The 21,944-nt window shown below is 39.7% G+C and carries 23 protein-coding genes; 20 read left to right on the top strand and 3 right to left on the bottom strand.

Annotation, left to right across the window (positions count from 1 at the left end):
- Window positions 1-123 precede the first annotated feature (123 nt).
- A complete protein-coding gene (locus tag I6F50_RS03785) occupies window positions 124-543 on the top strand; it encodes a flagellar protein FlaG (RefSeq protein ID WP_165728690.1) in 420 nt (139 codons plus the stop codon).
- Between the two features lie 60 nt (window positions 544-603).
- Window positions 604-2,034, top strand: coding sequence for a flagellar filament capping protein FliD (gene fliD / locus I6F50_RS03780; RefSeq protein WP_165728691.1), 1,431 nt, complete (start codon window positions 604-606; stop codon window positions 2,032-2,034).
- A 144-nt stretch (window positions 2,035-2,178) separates the two neighbouring features.
- On the opposite strand, the gene I6F50_RS03775 is transcribed toward fliD, so the two are convergent.
- Both I6F50_RS03775 and fliS read right to left on the bottom strand, forming a co-directional pair.
- Window positions 2,179-2,478: a hypothetical protein gene (locus tag I6F50_RS03775; RefSeq protein WP_165728692.1), complete on the bottom strand. Its 300-nt coding sequence runs from the start codon at window positions 2,476-2,478 to the stop codon at window positions 2,179-2,181.
- A gap of 8 nt (window positions 2,479-2,486) precedes the next feature.
- Window positions 2,487-2,888: a flagellar export chaperone FliS gene (fliS, locus tag I6F50_RS03770; protein ID WP_101162758.1), complete on the bottom strand. Its 402-nt coding sequence runs from the start codon at window positions 2,886-2,888 to the stop codon at window positions 2,487-2,489.
- A 432-nt stretch (window positions 2,889-3,320) separates the two neighbouring features.
- Here fliS and I6F50_RS03765 point away from each other — a divergent pair, with 432 nt between their 5' ends.
- On the top strand, window positions 3,321-4,757 hold the full coding sequence (locus I6F50_RS03765; RefSeq protein ID WP_197175333.1) for a sigma-54-dependent Fis family transcriptional regulator: 1,437 nt from the start codon (window positions 3,321-3,323) through the stop codon (window positions 4,755-4,757).
- A gap of 337 nt (window positions 4,758-5,094) precedes the next feature.
- Here the strand turns inward: I6F50_RS03765 and I6F50_RS03760 are convergent, their stop codons facing one another.
- Window positions 5,095-5,688 (bottom strand): DNA-3-methyladenine glycosylase I, encoded by a 594-nt coding sequence (locus tag I6F50_RS03760; protein ID WP_197175331.1) that lies wholly within the window; start codon window positions 5,686-5,688, stop codon window positions 5,095-5,097.
- A gap of 132 nt (window positions 5,689-5,820) precedes the next feature.
- Between I6F50_RS03760 and I6F50_RS03755 the strand changes: the two genes are divergently transcribed.
- The 17 genes from I6F50_RS03755 (at window position 5,821) to flhB (ending at window position 21,905) form a co-directional block, all read left to right on the top strand.
- Window positions 5,821-6,933 (top strand): PAS domain-containing sensor histidine kinase, encoded by a 1,113-nt coding sequence (locus I6F50_RS03755; RefSeq protein ID WP_002959347.1) that lies wholly within the window; start codon window positions 5,821-5,823, stop codon window positions 6,931-6,933.
- Complete coding sequence (locus tag I6F50_RS03750; protein WP_197175329.1) at window positions 6,930-8,396, top strand: sigma-54 dependent transcriptional regulator; 1,467 nt, start codon at window positions 6,930-6,932, stop codon at window positions 8,394-8,396. Before I6F50_RS03755 ends, I6F50_RS03750 begins: the two co-directional genes overlap by 4 nt.
- Window positions 8,397-8,552: 156 nt before the next feature.
- On the top strand, window positions 8,553-8,885 hold the full coding sequence (fliE, locus tag I6F50_RS03745; RefSeq protein ID WP_007581879.1) for a flagellar hook-basal body complex protein FliE: 333 nt from the start codon (window positions 8,553-8,555) through the stop codon (window positions 8,883-8,885).
- A 20-nt stretch (window positions 8,886-8,905) separates the two neighbouring features.
- Window positions 8,906-10,621, top strand: a complete 1,716-nt coding sequence (gene fliF, locus I6F50_RS03740) for a flagellar basal-body MS-ring/collar protein FliF (RefSeq protein WP_007581880.1) — start codon at window positions 8,906-8,908, stop codon at window positions 10,619-10,621.
- Window positions 10,614-11,654: a flagellar motor switch protein FliG gene (fliG, locus tag I6F50_RS03735; protein ID WP_007581881.1), complete on the top strand. Its 1,041-nt coding sequence runs from the start codon at window positions 10,614-10,616 to the stop codon at window positions 11,652-11,654. The genes fliF and fliG overlap by 8 nt, the downstream gene beginning before the upstream one ends.
- Before the next feature lie 3 nt (window positions 11,655-11,657).
- A complete protein-coding gene (gene fliH, locus I6F50_RS03730; RefSeq protein ID WP_165728696.1) occupies window positions 11,658-12,464 on the top strand; it encodes a flagellar assembly protein FliH in 807 nt (268 codons plus the stop codon).
- An 18-nt stretch (window positions 12,465-12,482) separates the two neighbouring features.
- Entirely contained in the window at window positions 12,483-13,817 is a 1,335-nt protein-coding gene (fliI, locus tag I6F50_RS03725; protein WP_024589949.1) for a flagellar protein export ATPase FliI, read from the top strand.
- On the top strand, window positions 13,817-14,263 hold the full coding sequence (gene fliJ / locus I6F50_RS03720; protein WP_024589948.1) for a flagellar export protein FliJ: 447 nt from the start codon (window positions 13,817-13,819) through the stop codon (window positions 14,261-14,263). The genes fliI and fliJ overlap by 1 nt, the downstream gene beginning before the upstream one ends.
- 89 nt (window positions 14,264-14,352) lie before the next feature.
- Complete coding sequence (locus I6F50_RS03715; RefSeq protein ID WP_197175327.1) at window positions 14,353-16,440, top strand: flagellar hook-length control protein FliK; 2,088 nt, start codon at window positions 14,353-14,355, stop codon at window positions 16,438-16,440.
- Between the two features lie 57 nt (window positions 16,441-16,497).
- A complete protein-coding gene (fliL, locus tag I6F50_RS03710) occupies window positions 16,498-17,028 on the top strand; it encodes a flagellar basal body-associated protein FliL (protein ID WP_007585800.1) in 531 nt (176 codons plus the stop codon).
- A gap of 9 nt (window positions 17,029-17,037) precedes the next feature.
- Window positions 17,038-18,129 (top strand): flagellar motor switch protein FliM, encoded by a 1,092-nt coding sequence (gene fliM, locus I6F50_RS03705; protein ID WP_024592743.1) that lies wholly within the window; start codon window positions 17,038-17,040, stop codon window positions 18,127-18,129.
- A gap of 20 nt (window positions 18,130-18,149) precedes the next feature.
- Window positions 18,150-18,548 carry a flagellar motor switch protein FliN gene (gene fliN, locus I6F50_RS03700; protein WP_007585803.1) on the top strand — a complete coding sequence of 133 codons (399 nt, stop codon included), beginning with the start codon at window positions 18,150-18,152 and terminating at the stop codon, window positions 18,546-18,548.
- Window positions 18,545-18,928 (top strand): flagellar biosynthetic protein FliO, encoded by a 384-nt coding sequence (gene fliO, locus I6F50_RS03695; protein WP_007377952.1) that lies wholly within the window; start codon window positions 18,545-18,547, stop codon window positions 18,926-18,928. Before fliN ends, fliO begins: the two co-directional genes overlap by 4 nt.
- Before the next feature lie 4 nt (window positions 18,929-18,932).
- Window positions 18,933-19,673, top strand: a complete 741-nt coding sequence (gene fliP, locus I6F50_RS03690; protein ID WP_165725378.1) for a flagellar type III secretion system pore protein FliP — start codon at window positions 18,933-18,935, stop codon at window positions 19,671-19,673.
- A gap of 40 nt (window positions 19,674-19,713) precedes the next feature.
- Window positions 19,714-19,983: a flagellar biosynthesis protein FliQ gene (gene fliQ / locus I6F50_RS03685; protein ID WP_002959325.1), complete on the top strand. Its 270-nt coding sequence runs from the start codon at window positions 19,714-19,716 to the stop codon at window positions 19,981-19,983.
- Between the two features lie 2 nt (window positions 19,984-19,985).
- Window positions 19,986-20,765 carry a flagellar biosynthetic protein FliR gene (fliR, locus tag I6F50_RS03680; RefSeq protein ID WP_165728698.1) on the top strand — a complete coding sequence of 260 codons (780 nt, stop codon included), beginning with the start codon at window positions 19,986-19,988 and terminating at the stop codon, window positions 20,763-20,765.
- A gap of 9 nt (window positions 20,766-20,774) precedes the next feature.
- Window positions 20,775-21,905, top strand: coding sequence for a flagellar biosynthesis protein FlhB (flhB, locus tag I6F50_RS03675; RefSeq protein WP_007585806.1), 1,131 nt, complete (start codon window positions 20,775-20,777; stop codon window positions 21,903-21,905).
- Window positions 21,906-21,944 lie beyond the last annotated feature (39 nt).

Raw genomic sequence — 21,944 nt, 5'->3', positions numbered from 1 at the left:
CTAGTACATAAAGTCAGTATTAGCTTTACAATAAAAGGAGGTGGCTTTAGCTACCTCCTTTTATGGTTCAAGGGCTAAAATTAAGCTATTGTTGGTTTAATTAAGTACACATAGGAATCTGTTATGAATACAATTACTTCAAATGCAGAGGTTACAACGTTATCTAATCTAACCGCTGGAAATGACAAGCAGGTAGGACCGGTTGTTCACTCTTTAACCGAACGAGCTGTTGATGATGTAAATCAAGTGGATAAACAAAATCAACAGCAATTACAGAAAAACCAATACGATATAAACCCTACGGAAAAGCAGCCTTTAGAGCGTGAACAGTTAGAAGAGATGGCGCAACAATTGCAGGACTTTATGGGCGAAATGAACCGAAGTTTACAATTTAAAGTTGATGAAGATTCAGGCCGCGATGTAATTAAAGTTCTTGATAAAAACAGTGGTGAAGTCATTAAACAATATCCTTCTGAGGAAGTGTTAAGTTTAGTTTCTAAATTATCTGAATCGGCAGGTATTTTGATTGATCAAACGGTTTAGTGAGTAGTTCCAATCACTAATAATAAGTTAGTTTATTTTTGAGTATTTAAGAGGTGAAGTATGTCTATTTCGTTTAATGGCTTAGGCTCAGGTTTAGCCGTATCAGATATTGTTGATGCATTAGTTAATGCTGAACAAGCACCTGCTGAAGCTCGTTTAAATACTAAAGAAGCTAATTTAACAACAGATATTTCAGCTGTTGGCGCACTTAAGTCAGCGCTCGAAAAAGTGCAAACCTCAATGGAAGCTTTGGGGGATAGTGATAAATACCAGCAGCGTAGTACATCAGGTACTGATGACTTTATCTCTATTAGCGCAGATGAAAATGCGCAGCCTGGAAGCTATAACGTAAAAGTAGACGCATTAGCACAAGCTCATAAGTTATCTTCCCCTGCGTTTGCTGCAGACGAGGCTATAGGTGCGGGTGTAATCACGATAGGCTCTGGCACAAATAGTTTTTCTACGGTTTTATCGGCTACAAACACGTTAGAAGATTTACGAGACCAAATTAATAACGGCCCTTTTACTGGCAATGATAGTAATGATTCAGTTGTGGCCACTATAGTCACGAGTGATACAGGTCAGCATTTAGTACTTACAAGTAAAGAAACCGGTGAAGACAACGCAATTACAATTTCCGTACAAGACGATGACGGTAATAATACTGATACTGGCGGATTATCTCGATTAGCTTATGATGTATCAGACGCAGACCCTGTTAATCATACAACTAACCTAACGCAAGTTAACGCTGCACAAAATGCACAGATAACAATTGATGGTGCGTTGACTGTATCAAGTAATACTAATGAGTTTAGCAATGTTATTGATGGTGTTGACATTAATGTTAAGAAACTGCATGACATCGATGACGACATAAGCGACATATCAGTTACTGAGAACAATAATAATATTAAAACAGGTTTAAATAGTTTTATCAGTAGTTACAACGAGTTGTTAGAGCTTAGTAACACCTTAGGTGCGTCAGGTGAAGATGGCGTTGGCGTAATGGCTGGGGACTCATTATTACGTGGTGTAATGTCTAAACTGCGAGATACAATAACAGATTCAGTAAATGTAGGAGGGAGTTCGTTATCACTTTCACAATTAGGAGTAACAACTGACCGGTATGGTGTGCTTAGCTTGGATAGTGACACATTGAATGATCAAATTAAATCCGATGTTAGTTTAGTACAGCAATTTTTTGTTGGTAGTAATGATGATGGCTTTGCACAGTCGTTTGATGATTTAGTTAGTTTTTATACAGATTCTGACGGTATTATCCAAAACAGAATTGATAGTAAAACAAATCAGTTAGATGATTTAGATGATCAAAGAGAAAGTTTAACAAGTAAAATGGAGTCGTTATCAGCTCGTTTATATTCTCAATATAATGCGATGGATTTATTGGTGGCGAGCCTTAATAACACCAGCAGCTATGTCCAAGCTCAATTAGAGAACATGCCAGGCGTAGTTAGGCAATCAAATTAATAGCTGAGTAAGAATATTATAGATTTAATAAAAAACCGCTAAGTTTAAACTTAGCGGTTTTTTTTGTGTATTGCTCTTTGATTCAAATAGTAAGATATAGCCATGTATTTAGTTTGAATAAAGGTAGTTTATTAAACCTATTCACTAGATGGCTTTATAAGCTTTTATCGCCTTTCCTGACTTTTTATGTTTAATAATAGCTTTAGAAGATTCGTTTTTTGCACCATTCGCTGTTACTAAAATAGTGTTGATACGAAGCTGAATTAATTCTAATTGCTCTGCACTTGGGCCGTCGCTGCTTTCGCACCATTGCTTTAGTTTAGTATTTAAAGTGTCTAAAAGAGGCTGAGCTTCGTCTGCATTATTATCATTTACCAACACTTCAATGTTACTAAGTAATGCTTGTATCTGCTCAGCATGGCTTATTGGTGTTTGCGAATCCATAATTAAAATTAAACCGCAGGGTTGCGTTGATCTAGTGGGATATTATCCCAACCTTCTTTAATTTCTTTAACTATACTTGATACTTCAGTAATTGCTTCAATATCGTTATGTAGGTTAGCTTGCGTTAAGCGACGTTGGCAGTAATCGTAAAGTGCCAATAAATTGTTAGAAATACTAGGGTCTTGTTCTACTTCTAAATTAAGTGCATCTTGCAGTGCACCAAATAACAAAATACATGCTGAAATATTTTCACCTTTTTTTGCTATTTCTTTGCGCTCAATAAAGCCCTTTGTTGCAGCTAAACGACCAATAATATTACTGAATATAAGGTTTATTTGTTCGTAAGGTGCCATTTCGGCAATGCTGCTAGCACGAACTTGACTGTATTTTTTTACTGAGACATGAGCCATGGGAAAATCCTAAAATTTAAAACGATAAAATTATGTGAAAGCTAATACAAAAAATTAATTAAGCTTTTATACTTTTATAAGAACAAAGCAATATTAATGCCAAGCATTTTCACTTATCTATATATCGGCATTTGTAACTTCAACTTAAATTTATAATTGAGTTTATTTACTAACAATAGCATTTTTATTGCCGAGTAAATTAATTTTTAGGGCTAAGTTACAGTTAAGTAATAGCTAGGTAATGGCTAAGTAATAACTAAGTTAAAACTACAACTCATACTTAATGATTAACTATTAAGTATGATTGACTTAACTAACCCGTCTGTTTTTTGGCGTTTATGTCAAAAAACTGCCGCTATCACTTGCATCCATGCTGAACTGGCTTACAATTTAACTAATTATACAAATTAGTGAAAGTACGGCTCGCTAAATATGATCTTGATTTTAGATAATAATAACAACCGCGCAATAGGATTAAATGCTTCACTTGGCTTTATTGGTGAAGCAGTTCAACTATTAAGCGAAGACTGCTTTGAACAAGAATGCAAAAAATATCAGCAGCAAGAATGCATGATTATTTTAGGAGCGTTGCAATCACTTGACCACGAAAGCTTAATTAAACGCTATCCAACTCTACCCTTTTTATTAATTGGCGAAACGCTAAAACCACTATTAAGTATCGCTAATGTGGTGGGGCTTATTTGCGAGCCATTTAATCACGAAGTGACAACTCAGTTACTCCACGATTGCCAGCAGTATCAGCGAATGTTGCCAAATGAGCATAAGCACAGTAAACCACACAAAACGTTTGATGGCCTTGTTGGTGAAACCGATGCGGTTAAAGATGTTCGCTTTTTAATTGAACAAGTGGCTAAAACCGATGCAAACGTGCTTATTTTAGGTGAGTCGGGCACAGGTAAAGAAGTGGTTGCCCGTAATGTTCACCTGCTATCAAAGCGCATTAATGGACCGTTTGTGCCTGTTAATTGTGGTGCTATTCCGGCAGAACTGCTCGAAAGCGAACTATTTGGCCACGAAAAAGGCGCATTTACGGGTGCTATATCGGCTCGTAAAGGGCGCTTTGAACTTGCTCAAGGCGGCACGTTATTTTTAGATGAAATAGGCGATATGCCACTGCAAATGCAAGTTAAGTTACTTCGAGTATTGCAAGAACGAAGTTATGAACGAGTTGGTGGTACAAAGGCGATTCAGGCTGATGTACGCGTTATTGCAGCTACGCATCGTAATCTTGAAACAATGATTGAAGAGGGCAGTTTTAGGGAAGATTTATATTACCGCTTAAATGTATTTCCTATCGAAAACCCATCGCTGAGTGAGCGTGCTGATGATATTCCGCTGCTTTTAAAAGAGTTAATGCGCCGTGTTAACGACCAAACAGGTTCTACCGCTAAGTTTACAGAGCGCGCAGTTGAGAGCTTAAAAGAACATGCTTGGCCTGGTAATATTCGTGAGCTTGCTAATTTGGTGGAGCGCATGGTTATTATGTTCCCTGAAAAAGTGGTTGATATTCCCGACTTGCCTAACAAGTATCGTTACATTGAAGTTGAAGCCTACGAGCCAGAATACCCTGAAGAGTTAATGGAAAAAGATGCTTTTAACGATATATTTAGCACCGGTTTTAGCGATTACGAAAGTGAGCCAGACGCTGAGTTTAGCCAAACGGGTAGTGGGCTATTGCCAGATGGTGGTATTGAACTTAAAGATTATTTAGCCGAACTTGAAATTAGCTTAATAACCCAAGCGTTAGAGCGCTATGATTACGTTGTAGCTCGCGCTGCAGAGATACTAGGTGTACGCAGAACAACACTCGTTGAGAAAATGAAAAAGTATAATCTTTCAAGAGATTAAGGTTTAAAAGCAGCTGTCAGTGTTTAGTTATAAATTGGCCAAACACAGTAGATAAAGAACCCCTCGTTTTGTAGGTGCGGTTTTATACCGCACTTTACTTAAAAATATTAGCAAGAGCACGAAGTAAATTCGCACCTACACGGTTTTTATTTTTGTTGTAGACGCTAGACTTGCTCGCGTGAAAAACAAGACTTTTAATCATTTAAATAAAACGTTATTTCACAAAGAGAAAAACGAAGGTAAATGAGAAACCATAGTCAACTTACGCGTCACTTCTCTAAAGCGCAGCGTCTCTTAACCTCTTTGTGAACAAATCACTTTTATGGTTATAAATCACTTACCCACTAAAAGCCTTAATAATTTCTTCTTTTCTAAAACAATCATTACTGTGATCGTTAACCATACCGCAGGCCTGCATATGAGCGTAAACCGTGGTTGGTCCTAAAAACTTAAAACCCCGTTTTTTTAAATCTTTAGCAAATGCAGTTGATGCCTCTGTAATTGCTGGGTAGTCCTCAACGTTATTTAAATTACTTATAATCGGCTTATTACCCACAAACTGCCATTGGTAGTGACTAAAGCTACCAAATTCTTTTTGTATTTCTATAAAGCGCTTTGCATTGTTGACGGTTGCCGCAATTTTTAATCGGTTGCGCACAATACCCTCATCAAGCATTAGTCTCTCAACGTCATCTTGTGTGAATTGTGCCACTTTTTGTACATCAAAATTAGCAAATGCTTTTTTATAACCGCTGCGTTTTTTTAAAATTGTGTACCAGCTTAAGCCGGCTTGCGCGGATTCAAGCGTGATAAATTCAAACAGCTTTGAATCATCATAAAGAGGGACGCCCCATTCTTCATCATGGTAAATAACGTAGTCGGGTTTAGTAGTGTCGAGCCACGGGCAACGGCACTTTATTTGCTCACTCATTATTATTCCTTTTTGTGTGCGTCATTTTTATGTCGCTCAAATTATTGATGTAACTTAATGATAAGTATGTAAATAAATTTTGGTATAAATCGTGCATTTAGACATATATCTACATCAATTCGAGATTTGATTATGGCCCTTGCTAGCGTGCTAAAACCACAGTTTTTTTCTGCAAATCAGTATAACCCATGTTTACTTCAAGAGGAGTACATTGGTGAATTAAGCGATCTGCGCAAGCAAGCAAGTTGGCTTTCGCATTTGGTTGATACCATGCCAGCAGGCGTGGTTGTACTTGATGGCAAAGGGTTGATTGCAAAAGCGAATCAAATAGCGATTGATATGCTTGGCGAGCCACTTGAAGGCGAACGCTGGTTTAATGTTATTCAGCGCTCTTTTAGGCCGCATCAAGACGATGGTCACGAAGTGTCTTTAAAAGACGGGCGCCTAATAAAGCTTGATATTACCGCTTTAGCACCAGAGCCTGGGCAACTTATTTTAATGACGGATTTAACCGAAACTCGCCGTTTACAAAAACGTGTTGCACATATGCAGCGATTAAGCGCGCTGGGTAAAATGGTTGCGTCACTGGCGCATCAAGTCCGTACACCGCTCTCAGCCGCTATGCTTTACGCCGCTAATTTAGGATCAAAGCGCTTACCCGAAGCATCTCGCGATAACTTTCAAACAAAGTTAATGTCGCGTTTAAAAGATTTAGAAACTCAAGTAAACGACATGCTGTTATTTGCTAAAAGTGGCGATCAGCAAGTTGTTGAGCAAGTTTCAATGCAGCAGCTTTTAACAGAAGTTAAAGCGGGCGCTGATGCGATGGTCGCACTTAATGAAAGTGAGCTGGATGTAAGCTTACCAGAGCCAGATATACAAATAGTCGGTAATAAAACGGCATTGGCCAGTGCTATTCAAAATCTTGTGCACAATAGTATTCAAGTTATTGGCAGCGGCGCAAAAGTAAAAATTAGCGCACAAAGAGATTTAAAAGATTTAGATATGGTTCGTATCAGTGTGAGCGACAATGGCCCAGGTGTTGATTTAAGCCAAAGCGATAAAATTTTTGAACCATTTTTTACTACAAAAAGTCAGGGCACAGGTTTAGGGCTTGCTGTAGTGAGTTCGGTTGCTAGTGCGCACCAAGGTCGTGTTGATGTGACCAATAATACGCAGGGTGGTGCCTGCTTTAGTTTGTTACTGCCTATTAAAGCAACATCTAAACTAGAGGGTTCATTATGAGTAACACTATTTTAGTTGTCGAAGATGACGCAGGGCTTCGTGAAGCCTTAATAGATACCCTTGAAATGTCGGGTATTGAATGTGTTGCAGCCAACAGTGCTGAGCAAGCAATGTTACTGCTTAAAAAAGATCAATTTTCGCTTGTTGTAAGCGACGTGCAAATGGGCGCAATGAGTGGACTGGATTTACTACGCAGTATTAAATTAAACCACCCTGATTTACCTGTATTGATGATGACGGCGTACGCCACAATTGACGATGCGGTAGAAGCCATGCGCCTAGGTGCAATTGACTACATGGCTAAACCATTTGCACCTGAAGTGCTGTTAAATATGGTGAGTCGTTATCTGCCTGAAAAAGCAAAAGAAACCGACGGACCTATTGTTGCCGACCCAACTAGTATTCAATTATTGGAGCTTGCGAGTAAAGTAGCACGCTCTGATGCAAGTGTGATGGTACTTGGCCCAAGTGGTTCAGGTAAGGAAGTACTTGCTCGTTATATTCATGATAAGTCGAGCCGATGTAATGAGCCATTTGTGGCGATTAACTGCGCGGCAATTCCTGAAAATATGCTCGAAGCCACGTTATTTGGTTACGAAAAAGGAGCTTTTACGGGGGCGATTCAAGCATGTCCGGGTAAGTTTGAGCAAGCACAAGGCGGTACTATTTTACTTGATGAAATTACTGAGATGGACTTAGGGCTACAAGCTAAACTTTTACGCGTACTGCAAGAGCGTGAAGTAGAGCGTTTAGGGGGTCGTAAAACAATCCAGCTCGATGTACGTATTTTGGCAACCAGTAATCGTGATTTAAAAGAAGCCGTGTCTGAAAATCAGTTTAGAGAAGATTTATATTACAGGCTTAATGTTTTTCCACTAATGTGGCGACCATTGTGCCAACGCCCTGGCGATATTATTGTATTGGCTAAGCATTTAATTGAGCGCCATATAAGTAAAAGCAAAGAGCCCATGGCATATTTAGATAAAGCTGCTGAGCAAAAGTTATTGGCTCATGCGTGGCCTGGCAATGTGCGCGAACTTGATAACGTTATACAGCGTGCACTTATATTGCGAAGTGGCGATACAATAAACGAGCATGCTATTTTTATCGAAAACTTAGTATCTAATAACTTTGTTATGGAGCCATCATTGGCATCGGCGCAAACAGTATCGCCAACAGAATTAGCTCACGCAGATAAAGGCGTTGATAAAAGCACGCTAAGCTCTGCATATTATGATGAAAAATCGCATGCCGAGGATGAGCCTAAGCAAGGTTTACTAGCGGCAGATACCGGTAGCTATAAAGATGAGCTTAAAGACAAAGAGCATCGCATTATTTTAGAAACTCTTGCGCGTTGCCAAGGCAAGCGTAAAGACGTTGCCGAAACGTTGGGCATAAGCCCACGAACTTTACGTTATAAACTAGCGCAAATGCGCGATTTAGGTATTTCACTTCCTGCATAACCTCCTATAAACCCTAAGTTTGCAGTGCAAGCTTAGGGTTGTCAAAACTCTGACTAACACAAATCAAAGTTAACCCCATGTATTTTAACAATTAATTATTTGGCATGCTTTGTGCTTTATTACTTGTAAGAGTTCACTGCGTGTCAGAGATAAATTATGAAAATTCAAAACAGTGCTGTATTTCAAGAAATGCAATCAATGGCTTTAGAAGCCGGCCGTAATAATCAAATAAATAAATTGCCGACTCAAGTTCAACCTACTTCTACTTCCCAGTTTGGCGACATGCTAAGTGATGCACTAAATTCAGTGCACGGATTACAACAAGATGCCGCTCAAAAAGTAACAGCAGTTGAGATGGGTGATCGAAGTGTATCGCTTGCTGAGGCGATGATTGCTTCTCAAAAATCGTCAGTTGCTTTTGAGGCTACAGTACAGGTTCGTAATAAACTTGTTGAAGCTTATAAAGAAATCATGAACATGCCTGTTTAATTAGGTAGTGGAGAATTATTGTGGCGCAATCTAACCAATCTACAGACCTAGCACTTGCTGGTGGCGGTATTGACCAAAGTGGTGGTGATGATCAACAAGAACAAAAGTCAGGCTACTTAAGTGCTTTAAATGGTGTTGATGTATTGCGCCAAGTAACATTGGTTATAGCATTGGCTATTTGTTTAGCTATCGCGATTTTTATTATTATTTGGGCTCGTCAGCCAGATATGCGCCCGTTAGGCAAAATGCAAACTGAAGAGCTTATTCAAACGCTCGACTTTTTAGATGCGCAACAAATTGAATATCAACTAGATGGCAACGTTGTGTCGGTTGATGAAAGCGAATACCAAAATATTAAATTGTTAATGACCCGCGAAGGGTTAGAGCAAGGGCCAGCGTCGGGCTCTGACATAATTATGCAAGATATGGGCTTTGGTGTAAGCCAACGCTTAGAGCGCGAACGCCTAAAACATGGCCGTGAACAGCAATTAGCACGGACCATTGAAGAGCTTAATAATATTACTCGCGCTAAAGTATTGTTAGCCATTCCTAAAGAAAACGTATTTGCCCGCAGAGAGAAAAAACCATCCGCTACAGTTGTATTAACACTCAAACGTGGACGCTCACTTGACCGTGAAGAAGTAGATTCTGTTGTTGATATGATTGCTTCGGCAGTACAGGGTTTAGAGCCTATGCGAGTTACTGTTACCGATCAAAATGGTCGATTACTAAATTCAGGTTCGCAAAGCTCATTAGCAGCACGCTCTCGTAAAGAATACGATTTAGAACGTAAGCGCGAACAAGAGTACCTTGAAAAAATAGACAGTATTTTAATACCGGTTGTTGGGCTTGCAAACTATACAGCTCAAGTTGATTTGAGTATGGACTTTAGCTCGATTGAGGAAACTCAAAAGCGTTATAACCCAGACCTACCAGCGGTTAGAAGCGAAACCACATTTGAAGAAAATAACATTGGCGGCCTAGCTGTTGGTATTCCAGGTGCGCTTACAAATCAGCCACCGTTAAACTCGAACATTCCTGAGGTTGCGGGGCAAGGTGGTGCAGGCACAGCTACATCACCAACACGCAGCCACAAAGAAGCCACGCGTAATTATGAACTCGACACTACAATTTCTCATAAGCGCCAGCAAAGTGGTGTAATACGTAGAATAAGCGTATCAGTTGCTGTTGACTACATTGCTAAAGTGGGAGAAAACGGTGAAACAACCATGACTCCACGCTCGGTAGAGGCATTGTCAAATATTCGTCGCTTACTGCAAGGTGGTGTAGGTTTTGATATGCAACGTGGTGATGCACTTGAAGTAGTGACAGTGCCGTTTGTACGTGAAGAAACAAATTTAGCAATAGAAGTGCCACTGTGGGAACAAGACTGGTTTATGAAAATAGCCCGCCTTGTATTAGGCGCCTTAGTTATCATTGTATTGATAATGGCAGTAGTAAAACCAATGCTTAAACGCTTAATTTACCCAGACGATACACTAGAAGAATACGACGAAGATGCATTAAGTTCAGGCGTAGATATTGGCGACAATACACTTGATATGCTAAATAAAGACTTTGATTCTGCTTCGGTTGGTTTCTCAAGTGATGGTACACTGCAGTTACCGGATTTACATGGCGACGAAGATTTACTTAAAGCGATTCGTGCCCTTGTAGCTAACGAACCAGAACTATCATCACAAGTAGTCAAAGCGTGGTTAACAGAAGATGACTGATCAAGAACAAAAACAACTCCCGCCAGCCTTTGATGTTGATAAGCTAGATGGGGTAGATAAAGCCGCTATATTACTTTTGAGTTTATCAGAAGAAGATGCCGCGCAAATCCTTAAACACTTAGAACCTAAACAGGTACAAAAAGTGGGTATGGCGATGGCTGGTTTACAGGATTTATCTCAAGCTAAAATTAGCGCTGTACACAACTTGTTTATAGAACAAATTCAAAGCTTTAGTACCATTGGTTTTCAGTCAGAAGATTTTATTAAAAAAGCGCTTACTGCAGCACTTGGTGAAGACAAAGCCGCTAGCCTTATTGACCAAATTGTTATGGGCTCAGGCGCTAAAGGCTTGGATTCATTAAAATGGATGGACTCTAAGCAGGTAGCGAATATTATTCGTAATGAGCATCCACAAATTCAAACCATTGTATTATCGTATTTAGAGCCAGAGCAGTCAGCTGAGATTATTGCTCAGTTCCCTGAAAAAGTGCGCTTAGATTTAACCATGCGTATTGCAAACCTTGAAGAAGTTCAGCCGGCAGCACTGCAAGAGCTAAACGAAATTATGGAAAAACAATTTGCCGGCCAAGCAGGTGCACAAGCTGCTAAAATGGGTGGCTTAAAAGCCGCTGCAGATATTATGAATTACCTAGATACCAATGTAGAAGGGCAGTTAATGGACTCTATTCGTGAACATGACGAAGAGATGTCGCAGCAAATTCAAGACTTAATGTTTGTGTTTGAAAACTTAATGGATGTTGAAGACCGTGGTATTCAAGCAATCCTACGAGAAGTACAACAAGACGTATTAATGAAAGCAATTAAGGGCACCGACGATGCGCTTAAAGACAAAATACTGGGCAATATGTCTAAGCGTGCAGCCGAAATGCTTGCTGATGATTTAGAAGCTATGGCACCGGTACGTATAAGCGAAGTAGAAGCGGCGCAAAAAGAGATTTTATCAACAGCGCGTCGTTTATCTGACTCAGGTGAAATTCAGCTGGGCGGCGGCGGTGGCGAGGAGTTCCTGTAAACCATGAGCAAACTCAAAGGACGCACACTTCGGGCTGATGAAGCAGATGAATTATTAAAAAACTGGGCTATTCCGGATGTAGCACCAGATGAGAGCAGCTTTGGCAATCGCTCTACGGCTTACGGCACACCGCTTAGTGAGCTGTACAAAAAAGAATTAGCCGAAGAAATGCCTATTGATGAGCCACAAGAACCAGAACTCCCTGCGCTTACCATGGTTGAGCTTGAACGCATTAGACAAGACGCGTACGAAGAAGGCCTTAAGCAAGGTCATGAGCAAGGCTACATAGACGGCTTTGAAAAAGGCGTTGGCGAAGGTAAAGAAGCAGGTTACAAAGAAGGGTTAGAGCAAGGTAAAACACAAGGCCTTGATGACGTAAAACCATTAATTGAAGAGCAGTTAACAAGTTTAAAAACCATTTTAGAGGGGTTAACTGCACCGCTAGATAAAGTGGACGAACAAGCTGAAAAGCAATTAGTACAACTTGCTAGCATGTTGGCGGAAGCTGTTATTTATCAAGAAGTAAAAACATCGCCTGATGTAATTTTACATACGTTAAAGCAAAGTATTGATTCACTTAATGCGGAGCAAGAAAAAGTACGAATCCATTTAAACCCCGAAGACTTAGAACTCATAAAAGAGAGCTACGGCGAACAAACCATTATTGATAATAACTGGCAATTAATGGCAGAGCCCACTCTTGAGCGCGGTGGCTGTGAAGTTAAAACAGCGCAATCGTCACTCGACATGACCCTTAAAACACGTGTCAAAGAAACGTTGGATAGTTTTTTGCATAATAGTGGTATCTAACTATTTTATTGGCGTATTATGTCAACTCAACGTGCACCTTTAAGCGAACGCTTATCTCAATATCAACAACATATTAAAACCCCGGCGCCTGCTGTGGCAGGTATTTTAACGCGTGTTGTTGGCCTTACCCTTGAGGCTAGAGGTTTACGTGCACCCGTTGGTAGCCAATGTAAAATAGAAACTATGAACGGCTTTGTAGACGCCGAAATAGTCGGTTTTAACGATCAAACTTTGTACTTAATGCCTAACGACCACATCTCTGGTGTATTACCTGGTGCGCGTGTTATTCCTCAAGTAAATAATTTAGGTTTACCTGTAGGAATGAGTTTATTAGGCCGCGTGGTGGATGGTTTAGGGCGACCGCTAGATGGCCTTGGTAAAATTAATGCTGAGCATCATTTAAAGTTTGCGCAAAATACTATAAACCCGCTTTCAAGAAGACCAATCACTAAGCCTATGGATGTAGGTGTGCGTGCTATTAACTCGGTTATCACAGTAGGGCAAGGCCAGCGTATGGGCTTGTTTGCAGGCTCTGGTGTGGGTAAATCAGTACTTCTCGGTATGATGACCCGAGGTAGCGAAGCTGATGTCATTGTTGTTGGCTTAGTGGGGGAGCGTGGCCGCGAAGTAAAAGAATTTATTGAAGAAATACTCGGTGTAGAAGGGCGCAAACGTTCAGTAGTTGTTGCAGCGCCAGCTGATTCATCACCACTTATGCGTTTAAAAGGCTGTGAGAGCGCCGTAACTATTGCAGAGTATTTTAGAGATCAGGGTTTAAACGTATTATTGTTACTCGATTCGGTAACACGTTACGCAATGGCACAACGTGAAATTGCACTTGCTGTTGGCGAGCCGCCCGCTACAAAGGGTTATCCGCCTTCGGTGTTTGCTAAATTACCTGCGCTGGTGGAGCGTGCTGGTAATGGCGGTGAAGGGCAAGGTTCAATTACTGGCTTTTTTACGGTGTTGAGTGAAGGCGATGATATGCAAGACCCTATTGCTGATGCAGCGCGAGCTATATTAGATGGCCACATTGTACTATCGCGTGATTTAGCTGACAGTGGGCACTATCCCGCTATAGATATAGAAAAGTCGATTTCGCGTGTTATGCCTCAAGTTGTTTCTGAGCCGCATATGCAACAAGCCCGAGTGCTTAAACAAGTGTATTCAATGTATCAACAAAACAAAGACATGATTACCTTAGGCGCTTATCAAAAAGGGACCGATCAAATGCTCGACCAAGCTATAAACATGATGCCAAGAGTAAATGCATTTTTACAACAAGGTATGCGAGATGTCATTAGTTACGATGATGGTCTGCAAGGTCTTGCTCAGTTATTAGGACAAGCATAATGGCTAAAAACAAACTCGATTTATTGCTCAAAATTGAAAATGATAAAGAAGAAAATTTGCGCATGAGTTACTTACAAGCTAATCAAAACTTGCAATCGAATCAACAAAAGCTACAAGGTTTAAATAATTTTAGACTGGAATACTCTCAGCAGTTACACCTAAAAGGTAAGTCGGGTTTATCCAGCGCCGGGTTTGGGCAGTACCATGCCTTTATAGCTAAAATTGAAGAAGCAATTCGTCAACAAGCAAGTACCGTAAATACGGCTAAACAAGTTGTTACTCAACGTAAAACGCTGTGGCTTAAGCAGCAAATTAAAGCTAAAGCAGTCGCCAAATTAATCGAAAATCAAAAACTCAAAGCGAATGCGTTAATGGCAAAAAATGAGCAAAAAATGTTAGATGAATTTTCAGCTAATCAGTTTTTTCAACGTCGTAAAGCTTTGTAATTCAGGCACGTTAATTGCTTTATTACTTAGTGGAATTCAACTTTTGGCGGTATGCGGTGGCATATTGCCGTAATGGTATTAGGTGATTTATGGCGATGAATAACATTTCGTTTTTAGTTTCTTCTGAAAAAGACTCACTGTTAGCTTTTAAAGACAATAGCTTAGCTAATGGCGAAGAAAATTTAGGCGATGAATTTTTAAGTCAACTAAACGAAGCGCATAACTCTATGGAGCCTTTGCTTAAAGGCAATAAAAATCCCAATGCCGAAAACTCTATTGCCATACCTAAGCATAAACAGCCAGAAGAAAATGAAAATCTGAGCGTAAAGCTAGATGAAGTAACAACAGATGAAGTTACTTTTGTGCCTGTTGAGATGCTTGATCAAATTAATTCAGCACAAGCAATGAGCACTTCGGTCAATAAGCCGTTCGATGCAACTAACAGTTTAGAATCAGAAAATGCAGAGCTAGAAGCTACACAAGCAGAGAATACCGAAATAGAAAACACAGAAATAGAGAATTCAGAATTACAAAGCACATCAATAATTGCATCCACTAATACAAGTGATGAAGTATCGGCTAAAGAAGCGAATACAGCGAGTGTAGTGCAAAATCCAATTGCCACTAATGTAGACTCTAAAACGGCTAAATTAACTGATTCAAAAAGCGATAACTTTAGCTCACCATCTTTGAATTCGTTACCATTAAATGAAGGCAAGCATCGGAAAAGTGGTGTTGCTGAAGCTATTGAAGGGCCATTAAATTCTATAAATAAAAAGCCCGATGACAGCATTGGCCCTATATTAGAAAAAACTGAAGTTGTCTCAACCTCAATGAGTTCTAGAGAGCAAATAGGACAAAATAAGTCTGCTGATGAAAATAATATAGTTTTGCCAACACTCACCGACAAAGCGGGCGTTACTCAGTCTTCTTCAGCCGCAACTGAAGCTGATAATAATGCAGCAATAGATACGTTAATGACTAAAGATGAGAGCTTAATTAAAGCTAATGATGTTATTGCTAGTTTAACGCTGGAGCAGCGCTCACAACTTAACGCGCAAATTAAGGTATTAGAAAATACTGATTCAACCAGTAACGCAACTAGTAGCACTTCAAATCTTAAGCAAATGCTTGCGCAATTTATTACTGATAATGAAGAAGCACAGGGTAGCGTAGCTAAACACTCTTTTAGCGCAGAAATCAATTCACTTAATACAACTGAAAAACAAAGCTTATTAACGCAATTAAACGCTTATATTAAAACAGAGCAGCCTAAAGGCGAGCAATTAGCAGTGCTTAAGCAAACAGTTAATGAATTAAAAGCTTCAATTGAAATAGGACTTGCCGATACCGCTAAGGCAGACTCAAAAACGTTTGTAGCGTCAGAGACTCCTAACACAGTATATAATCCACAAAAGTTAAGCTTAAAGACATCAACAAACGAAGAGGCTGATTTAAATAAAGCCGTAACAACCTCAACTAAGCGTGATGATTTATTAAAATCACTTGAAGAATTACAAAAAGATGCCCTTAAAAAAATAACTGCAGAACAAACTCCTGTACGCGTGGCACAAGTATTTACGCAAATTACAGCTGCTTTAAATACTCAGCAAGTGAGCACATTAAGCCAATACGACTCATTAAGTTACGAGCAGAGCTTACTTGATACCCAAATAATACAAACTCAACAATTACAAAGTACATCGCAAGTTAAGCAAGTAAGTATTGATCCTGGTGTAATGCAGGCAATTAATATTGTTAAAAGTGATGCAGCTAAATTACTGCAAGAGCGCGTTAGCTCAATGCTGAGCATTAATAACAAAGAAGCAGAAATTCGCCTAGATCCTCCCGAAATGGGCAGTATGCAAATACGTATTCGTAGCGATGCAGAACAAGCGCATATAAACTTTGTAGTACAAAACCAGCAAGCCAAAGAAGCACTTGAACAATCAATGCCGCGCTTACGTGAAATGTTAGCGCAACAAGGATTAGAGCTTGGTGAAAGCACTATTTCTTATGGGCAATCAGGTGGCGAAACTGCTGAGCAAAGTGAGAGTGGACCCCAAGGTAATTTGGCTAATAATAAGTCAGTTAATGATGAAAACGACGAGCAAGCAAATAACACTGCACAAAGTTCTCGACAACAAACTTCATCATCAATAGATTACTATGCCTAAGTGCTGCTATTATAATAACTAAAACAAGCAAGTACCTTTGCGATTAAAGGAATCATGATGGCTGAAGAAACAAGTTTAGAAATTGAAGAAACCGGTAAAAGTAAAAAGAAACTAATAATAATCATAGTAGCTGTACTACTTATTGTAGGCGGTGCTGCAGGTTACTTTTTTATGTCGGGTTCGGATGCGCCAGTTGAAACCTTAGATGAAGAGACTGCGATGTCAGCAGATGCACCTTCTGCTGCAGTTGGTGATTCAGCTGAAATAGGCAGTGCTTTATATGTGTCAATGCCACGCCCATTTGTATTTAACGTTCCCGGTTCAAGTCGCGACAGAATTGTGCAAATTAAAGTACAGTTACTAGTACGTGGCGAAGTAAATGAAGAAACAGCCAAAAAACACATTCCACTAATAGAAGGGACGCTACTAAGCGTGTTTTCTACTACAACTGCTGATGAGTTAAGTACGAGCTCAGGTAAAGAAACACTTCGTTTTTCTGCACTTGAAAAGGTACAAAAAGCCTTAATGGATGTTGAAGGCAGCAAAGTAATTGAGCGGGTATTGTTTACCGGCTTTGTAATGCAATAAGGGGTTAGCGTGAGCGATTTATTATCCCAAGACGAAATTGATGCGCTATTACATGGCGTTGATGATGTTGAAGAGGAAGATATACACGACGGTGAAGATGGCGGAGGAGGTACGCTTCAGTACGATTTTTCTTCGCAAGATCGGATCGTGCGTGGTCGTATGCCGACGCTGGAAATTGTTAATGAACGCTTTGCTCGTCATATGCGAATTAGCCTATTTAACATGATGCGCCGCACCGCAGAGGTGTCTATTAACGGCGTGCAAATGATTAAGTTTGGCGAGTATATTCATACTCTATTTGTTCCAACCAGCTTAAATATGGTGCGTTTTAGACCTTTAAAAGGCACTGGCCTGATTACCATGGAAGCACGACTTGTGTTTATTTTGGTAGATAACTTTTTTGGTGGTGACGGGCGTTATCATGCAAAAATAGAAGGCCGAGAATTTACCCCAACAGAGCGCCGAATTGTACAAATGCTTCTTAAAATAATCTTTGAAGATTATAAAGAAGCTTGGGCACCGGTTATGGATGTATCGTTTGAATATCTCGATTCTGAAGTAAATCCAGCTATGGCTAATATTGTAAGCCCAACTGAGGTTGTGGTTATTAGTTCTTTTCATATTGAGCTCGATGGTGGCGGTGGCGATTTTCATATTGCACTTCCGTATTCAATGCTTGAGCCAATTCGAGAGCTGTTAGATGCGGGTGTTCAGTCTGATACTGAAGATACTGATTTACGTTGGAGCAAAGCGCTTCGCGATGAAATAATGGATGTAGAGGTTGAAATATCAACTCAGTTACTTGAAGTTGATTTAACCTTAAAACAAATTATGGAACTCAAAGCCGGTGATATTATTCCGGTTGAAATGCCTGAGCATATAACCGTATTTGTTGAAGAACTACCTACATTTAGAGCCAAAATGGGTCGCTCTCGCGATAATGTTGCGCTTCAAATTAGTGAAAAAATTAAACGACCTGATTCAGTTAAATCTGAGCTGCATGTATTTACCAAAGGCGGCAAGAAAATTGACTCAGATGCAGAATTAGCAGAACTAGAAGATGATTTACACCTCTCTGACGGTGTAGACTTAGACTGGTAATTGATTAAAAGGTTAAAAGTATGAGCGATGATCAAGACACAATGGATGAATGGGCAGCAGCATTAGCAGAAGCCGAAGCTCCAGATGATAGTAGCGAAGCACATGTTGCAGAGCTTGATGAGTTAAGTGATTCAAAACACGAAATGAGTGGCGATGAAAAACGAAAACTCGACACTATTTTAGATATCCCCGTTACTATTTCAATGGAAGTAGGACGCTCTAAAATTAATATTCGTAACTTATTGCAACTTAACCAAGGCTCTGTTGTTGAGCTTGACCGTGTTGCGGGCGAGCCGCTAGACGTGCTAGTTAATGGTACTTTGATAGCCCATGGTGAAGTAGTTGTAGTAAACGACAAGTTTGGTATTCGCTTAACTGACGTGATAAGCCAAGTAGAGCGGATCAAAAAACTACGATGAGCTTATTAGTTGCTTTAACGAGTTCCGTTTTTTCAAAAGCAGATGTGGCAACACCTACTGGAGATATACTCTCTATGGTGCTGTCGCTTGTAATGGTGCTAGTACTAATTATTGTGCTGGCATTTTTTGTTAAAAAGCTTAATCCAAATTTAGCAAACAGCGATGAATTTAAAGTAGTCAGAAGTCTACCTTTGGGTTCTCGCGAGCGTTTAATGGTTGTTGAGATAGATAATGCTCAGCATTTACTTGGTGTAACTCCCCACAGTATTAATTACTTACACAAGTTAGAAACTCCATTAAGTGAAAAAGAACTACCTGAACTCGCTAAACGATTTGGTAAACTTTTAAACCCGCAATCAAACCAAAATAAAAAGAATTAAACCTATGACAAAGTGGCTGCTTATTATTTTTGCCATGGTGTTTGTACCAAATGTAAGCGCAGAAGGAATTGATGCGCTTACTATTACAACAAACGCTGATGGCACACAAGATTACTCAGTAACGTTACAAGTTTTAGCAATTATGACGGCGCTGAGTTTTATACCGGCTGCCATAATTATGATGACCTCCTTTACACGAATAATTGTTGTACTCGCCATTTTGCGCCAAGCGATTGGTTTGCAGCAAACACCGTCGAACCAAGTGTTATTAGGGATGTCGCTTTTTCTAAGTATTTTTATAATGTCGCCTATTTATCAGCAGGTAAACGAGCGAGCTATAGAACCTTACTTAAATGAGCAGGTTACTTCAGTACAAGCTTTAGAGCTGGCTAAAGAGCCAATGAAAGCCTTTATGCTTTCTCAAGTGCGTCTCAAAGACTTAGAAACGTTTGCTAAAATTGCAGGTTACGATCAGCTAGATTCGCCACAAGATACACCGTTAATAGTGCTTATACCCGCCTTTGTAACCAGTGAATTGCAAACCGCATTTATAATAGGGTTTATGTTTTTTATCCCATTTTTAATTGTTGATTTAGTGGTCGCCTCAGTATTAATGGCGATGGGTATGATGATGCTTTCACCCATGATTGTGTCCTTACCGTTTAAAATTATGTTATTTGTACTTGTAGACGGCTGGAGCTTAGTGATGGGTACTCTAGCCAAAAGCTTTGGTTTAGGGACTTAGTATGCAAAGCATTAACATGACCCAACAATAGGAGTACAACATGGAACCGGAAATTTTTGTTGATATCCTAAGTGACGCTCTTTTTTTAGTTATTAAGCTTGTGTCTGCAATTGTAGTCCCAGGCTTAATTATTGGTTTAGTTGTGGCTGTGTTTCAGGCCGCAACGTCTATCAATGAACAAACATTGAGCTTTTTACCTCGTTTATTAATTACCATTAGTGCGCTTATTGTGGGTGGGCATTGGCTTACTCAAGAGCTAATGGACTTTTTTACTCGCCTAGTATTACTTATTCCTGAAATTGCAGGTTAAACGTGGAATACCCCTTTGCTGTCGTTATTCAATGGTTGAGCGATTTTTTGTTGCCGCTGGTACGCATTAGCTCAATGATTATGATTATGGCTGGTTTGGGGGCTAAAAATGTTCCTACACGTATAAAAATGGGTTTATCGGTTGTTGTAACTTTTGTTGTAGTTCCTGTTCTGCCCCCAGCTACATTCACTAATTTATTTTCGTTTGAGATGATTTTAGTCGTTATTCAACAAATGATGATTGGTGTTGCTATTGGTTTTGCATCTATACTTTTATTAAATACTTTTGTGTTAGCAGGGCAAATACTCGCGATGCAAACCGGTTTAGGTTTTGCTTCGGTTATTGACCCTTCTAATGGCGCGAGTGTGCCTGCTGTGGGCCAGTTTTTCCTTATTTTGGCCACCCTATTATTTTTTGCTTTTAACGGTCATTTAATGATGATTCAAATGGTGGTGCATAGTTTTCAAGTGCTACCCATTGATGGCACATGGTGGTCTGTAGATCATTACTGGGACATAGTGACCTGGGGCGGCTGGATGTTTACTACAGCACTTGTACTTTCACTTGCACCGCTTACCGCGATGCTCGTTATTAATATGTCGTTTGGTATTATGACGCGTGCAGCACCGCAATTAAATATTTTCTCTATTGGTTTTCCGTTTACCTTGGTAGCGGGACTTATTATTATTTGGGCGACACTAGGTAACTTTGTTACTCAGTTTGAGTTTCAATGGTTAAAAATGGTTGAGCTAATGTGTACTTTAGTTGGTTGCTCACCTTAGGGGAAAGTCATGTCTGAAGACTCAGGACAAGAAAAAACAGAAGAACCCACATCCAAAAAGCTTGAAGAATCTAAAAAGAAAGGCCAAATAGCGCGCTCAAAAGAGCTAGGTACCATGTTTGTACTTATTTTTTCGGCTATATCGCTTTTGATGTATGGGCCAGAAATTGGCAAAGGTTTATACAATGTAATGGGCCGAACCCTTAGCTTAAATCGCAACGAAGCCTTTGATACCACTAAAATGTTTGCCGTATGGGGAGAGGTTGCAGACGCTTTAATGTTTCCTATGGCTATGTTTGTATTAATTATAGTTTTGGCTGCATTTATTGGGAATACGTTACTAGGTGGTTTTAATTTTAGCTGGGAAGCCGCTGCACCTAAAGCAAGTAAAATGTCGCCAATGAAAGGCTTTAAACGTATGTTTGGCCCGCAAGCGGCTATTGAGCTTGTAAAGTCACTTTTAAAATTTGGTTTGGTTGCAAGTTTTGCTATATTTTTAATTAATACCTATTTTGATGAAATACTGCATTTAAGTTTAGAAAGTGCACCAGGTAATATTATTCATGCCTTAGAGATTTTAGGCTGGATGTTTTTAGGCCTTTCATGCACTTTAATTATTATTGCGGCTATTGATGCACCATTTCAAAGTTATAACCATAACAAACAACTTAAAATGACAATGCAAGAAATTAAAGATGAGTATAAAAACTCTGAAGGTGACCCACAAATAAAAGCGCGTATTAGGCAAACACAAAGGCAAATGTCGCAAAACCGTATGATGCAAGATGTCCCTGACGCTGATGTTATTGTTACCAACCCAACTCACTACTCTGTAGCATTAAAATACGATACAGAGCGCGCAGGTGCGCCTATAGTACTTGCTAAAGGTATTGATGAAATGGCGATGCAAATTAGAAAAGTAGCAATAGGGAACGAAGTACCTATTTTAGAATCCCCCATGTTGACCCGAGCGCTTTACCATACGGCTGAAGTAGGAGAGCAAATACCTGATCAGCTATTTACTGCTGTAGCGCAAGTTTTAGCGTATGTATTTCAGCTTAAGCGCTTTAATAAAGGGCGCGGTAAACGTCCAACTAAGCTCAATAACAAGCTCCCAATCCCCGATGCCTACAAGTATTAAACCGTTAACTTAGTAACTTGGAATAGTTATTGCTAATTC

This window comes from Pseudoalteromonas sp. NZS127_1, assembly GCF_015864295.1.
Classification (GTDB): domain Bacteria; phylum Pseudomonadota; class Gammaproteobacteria; order Enterobacterales; family Alteromonadaceae; genus Pseudoalteromonas; species Pseudoalteromonas arctica.
Note: the sequence above shows the minus strand (reverse complement) of the source record. Positions and strands in the feature narration are given on the sequence as shown.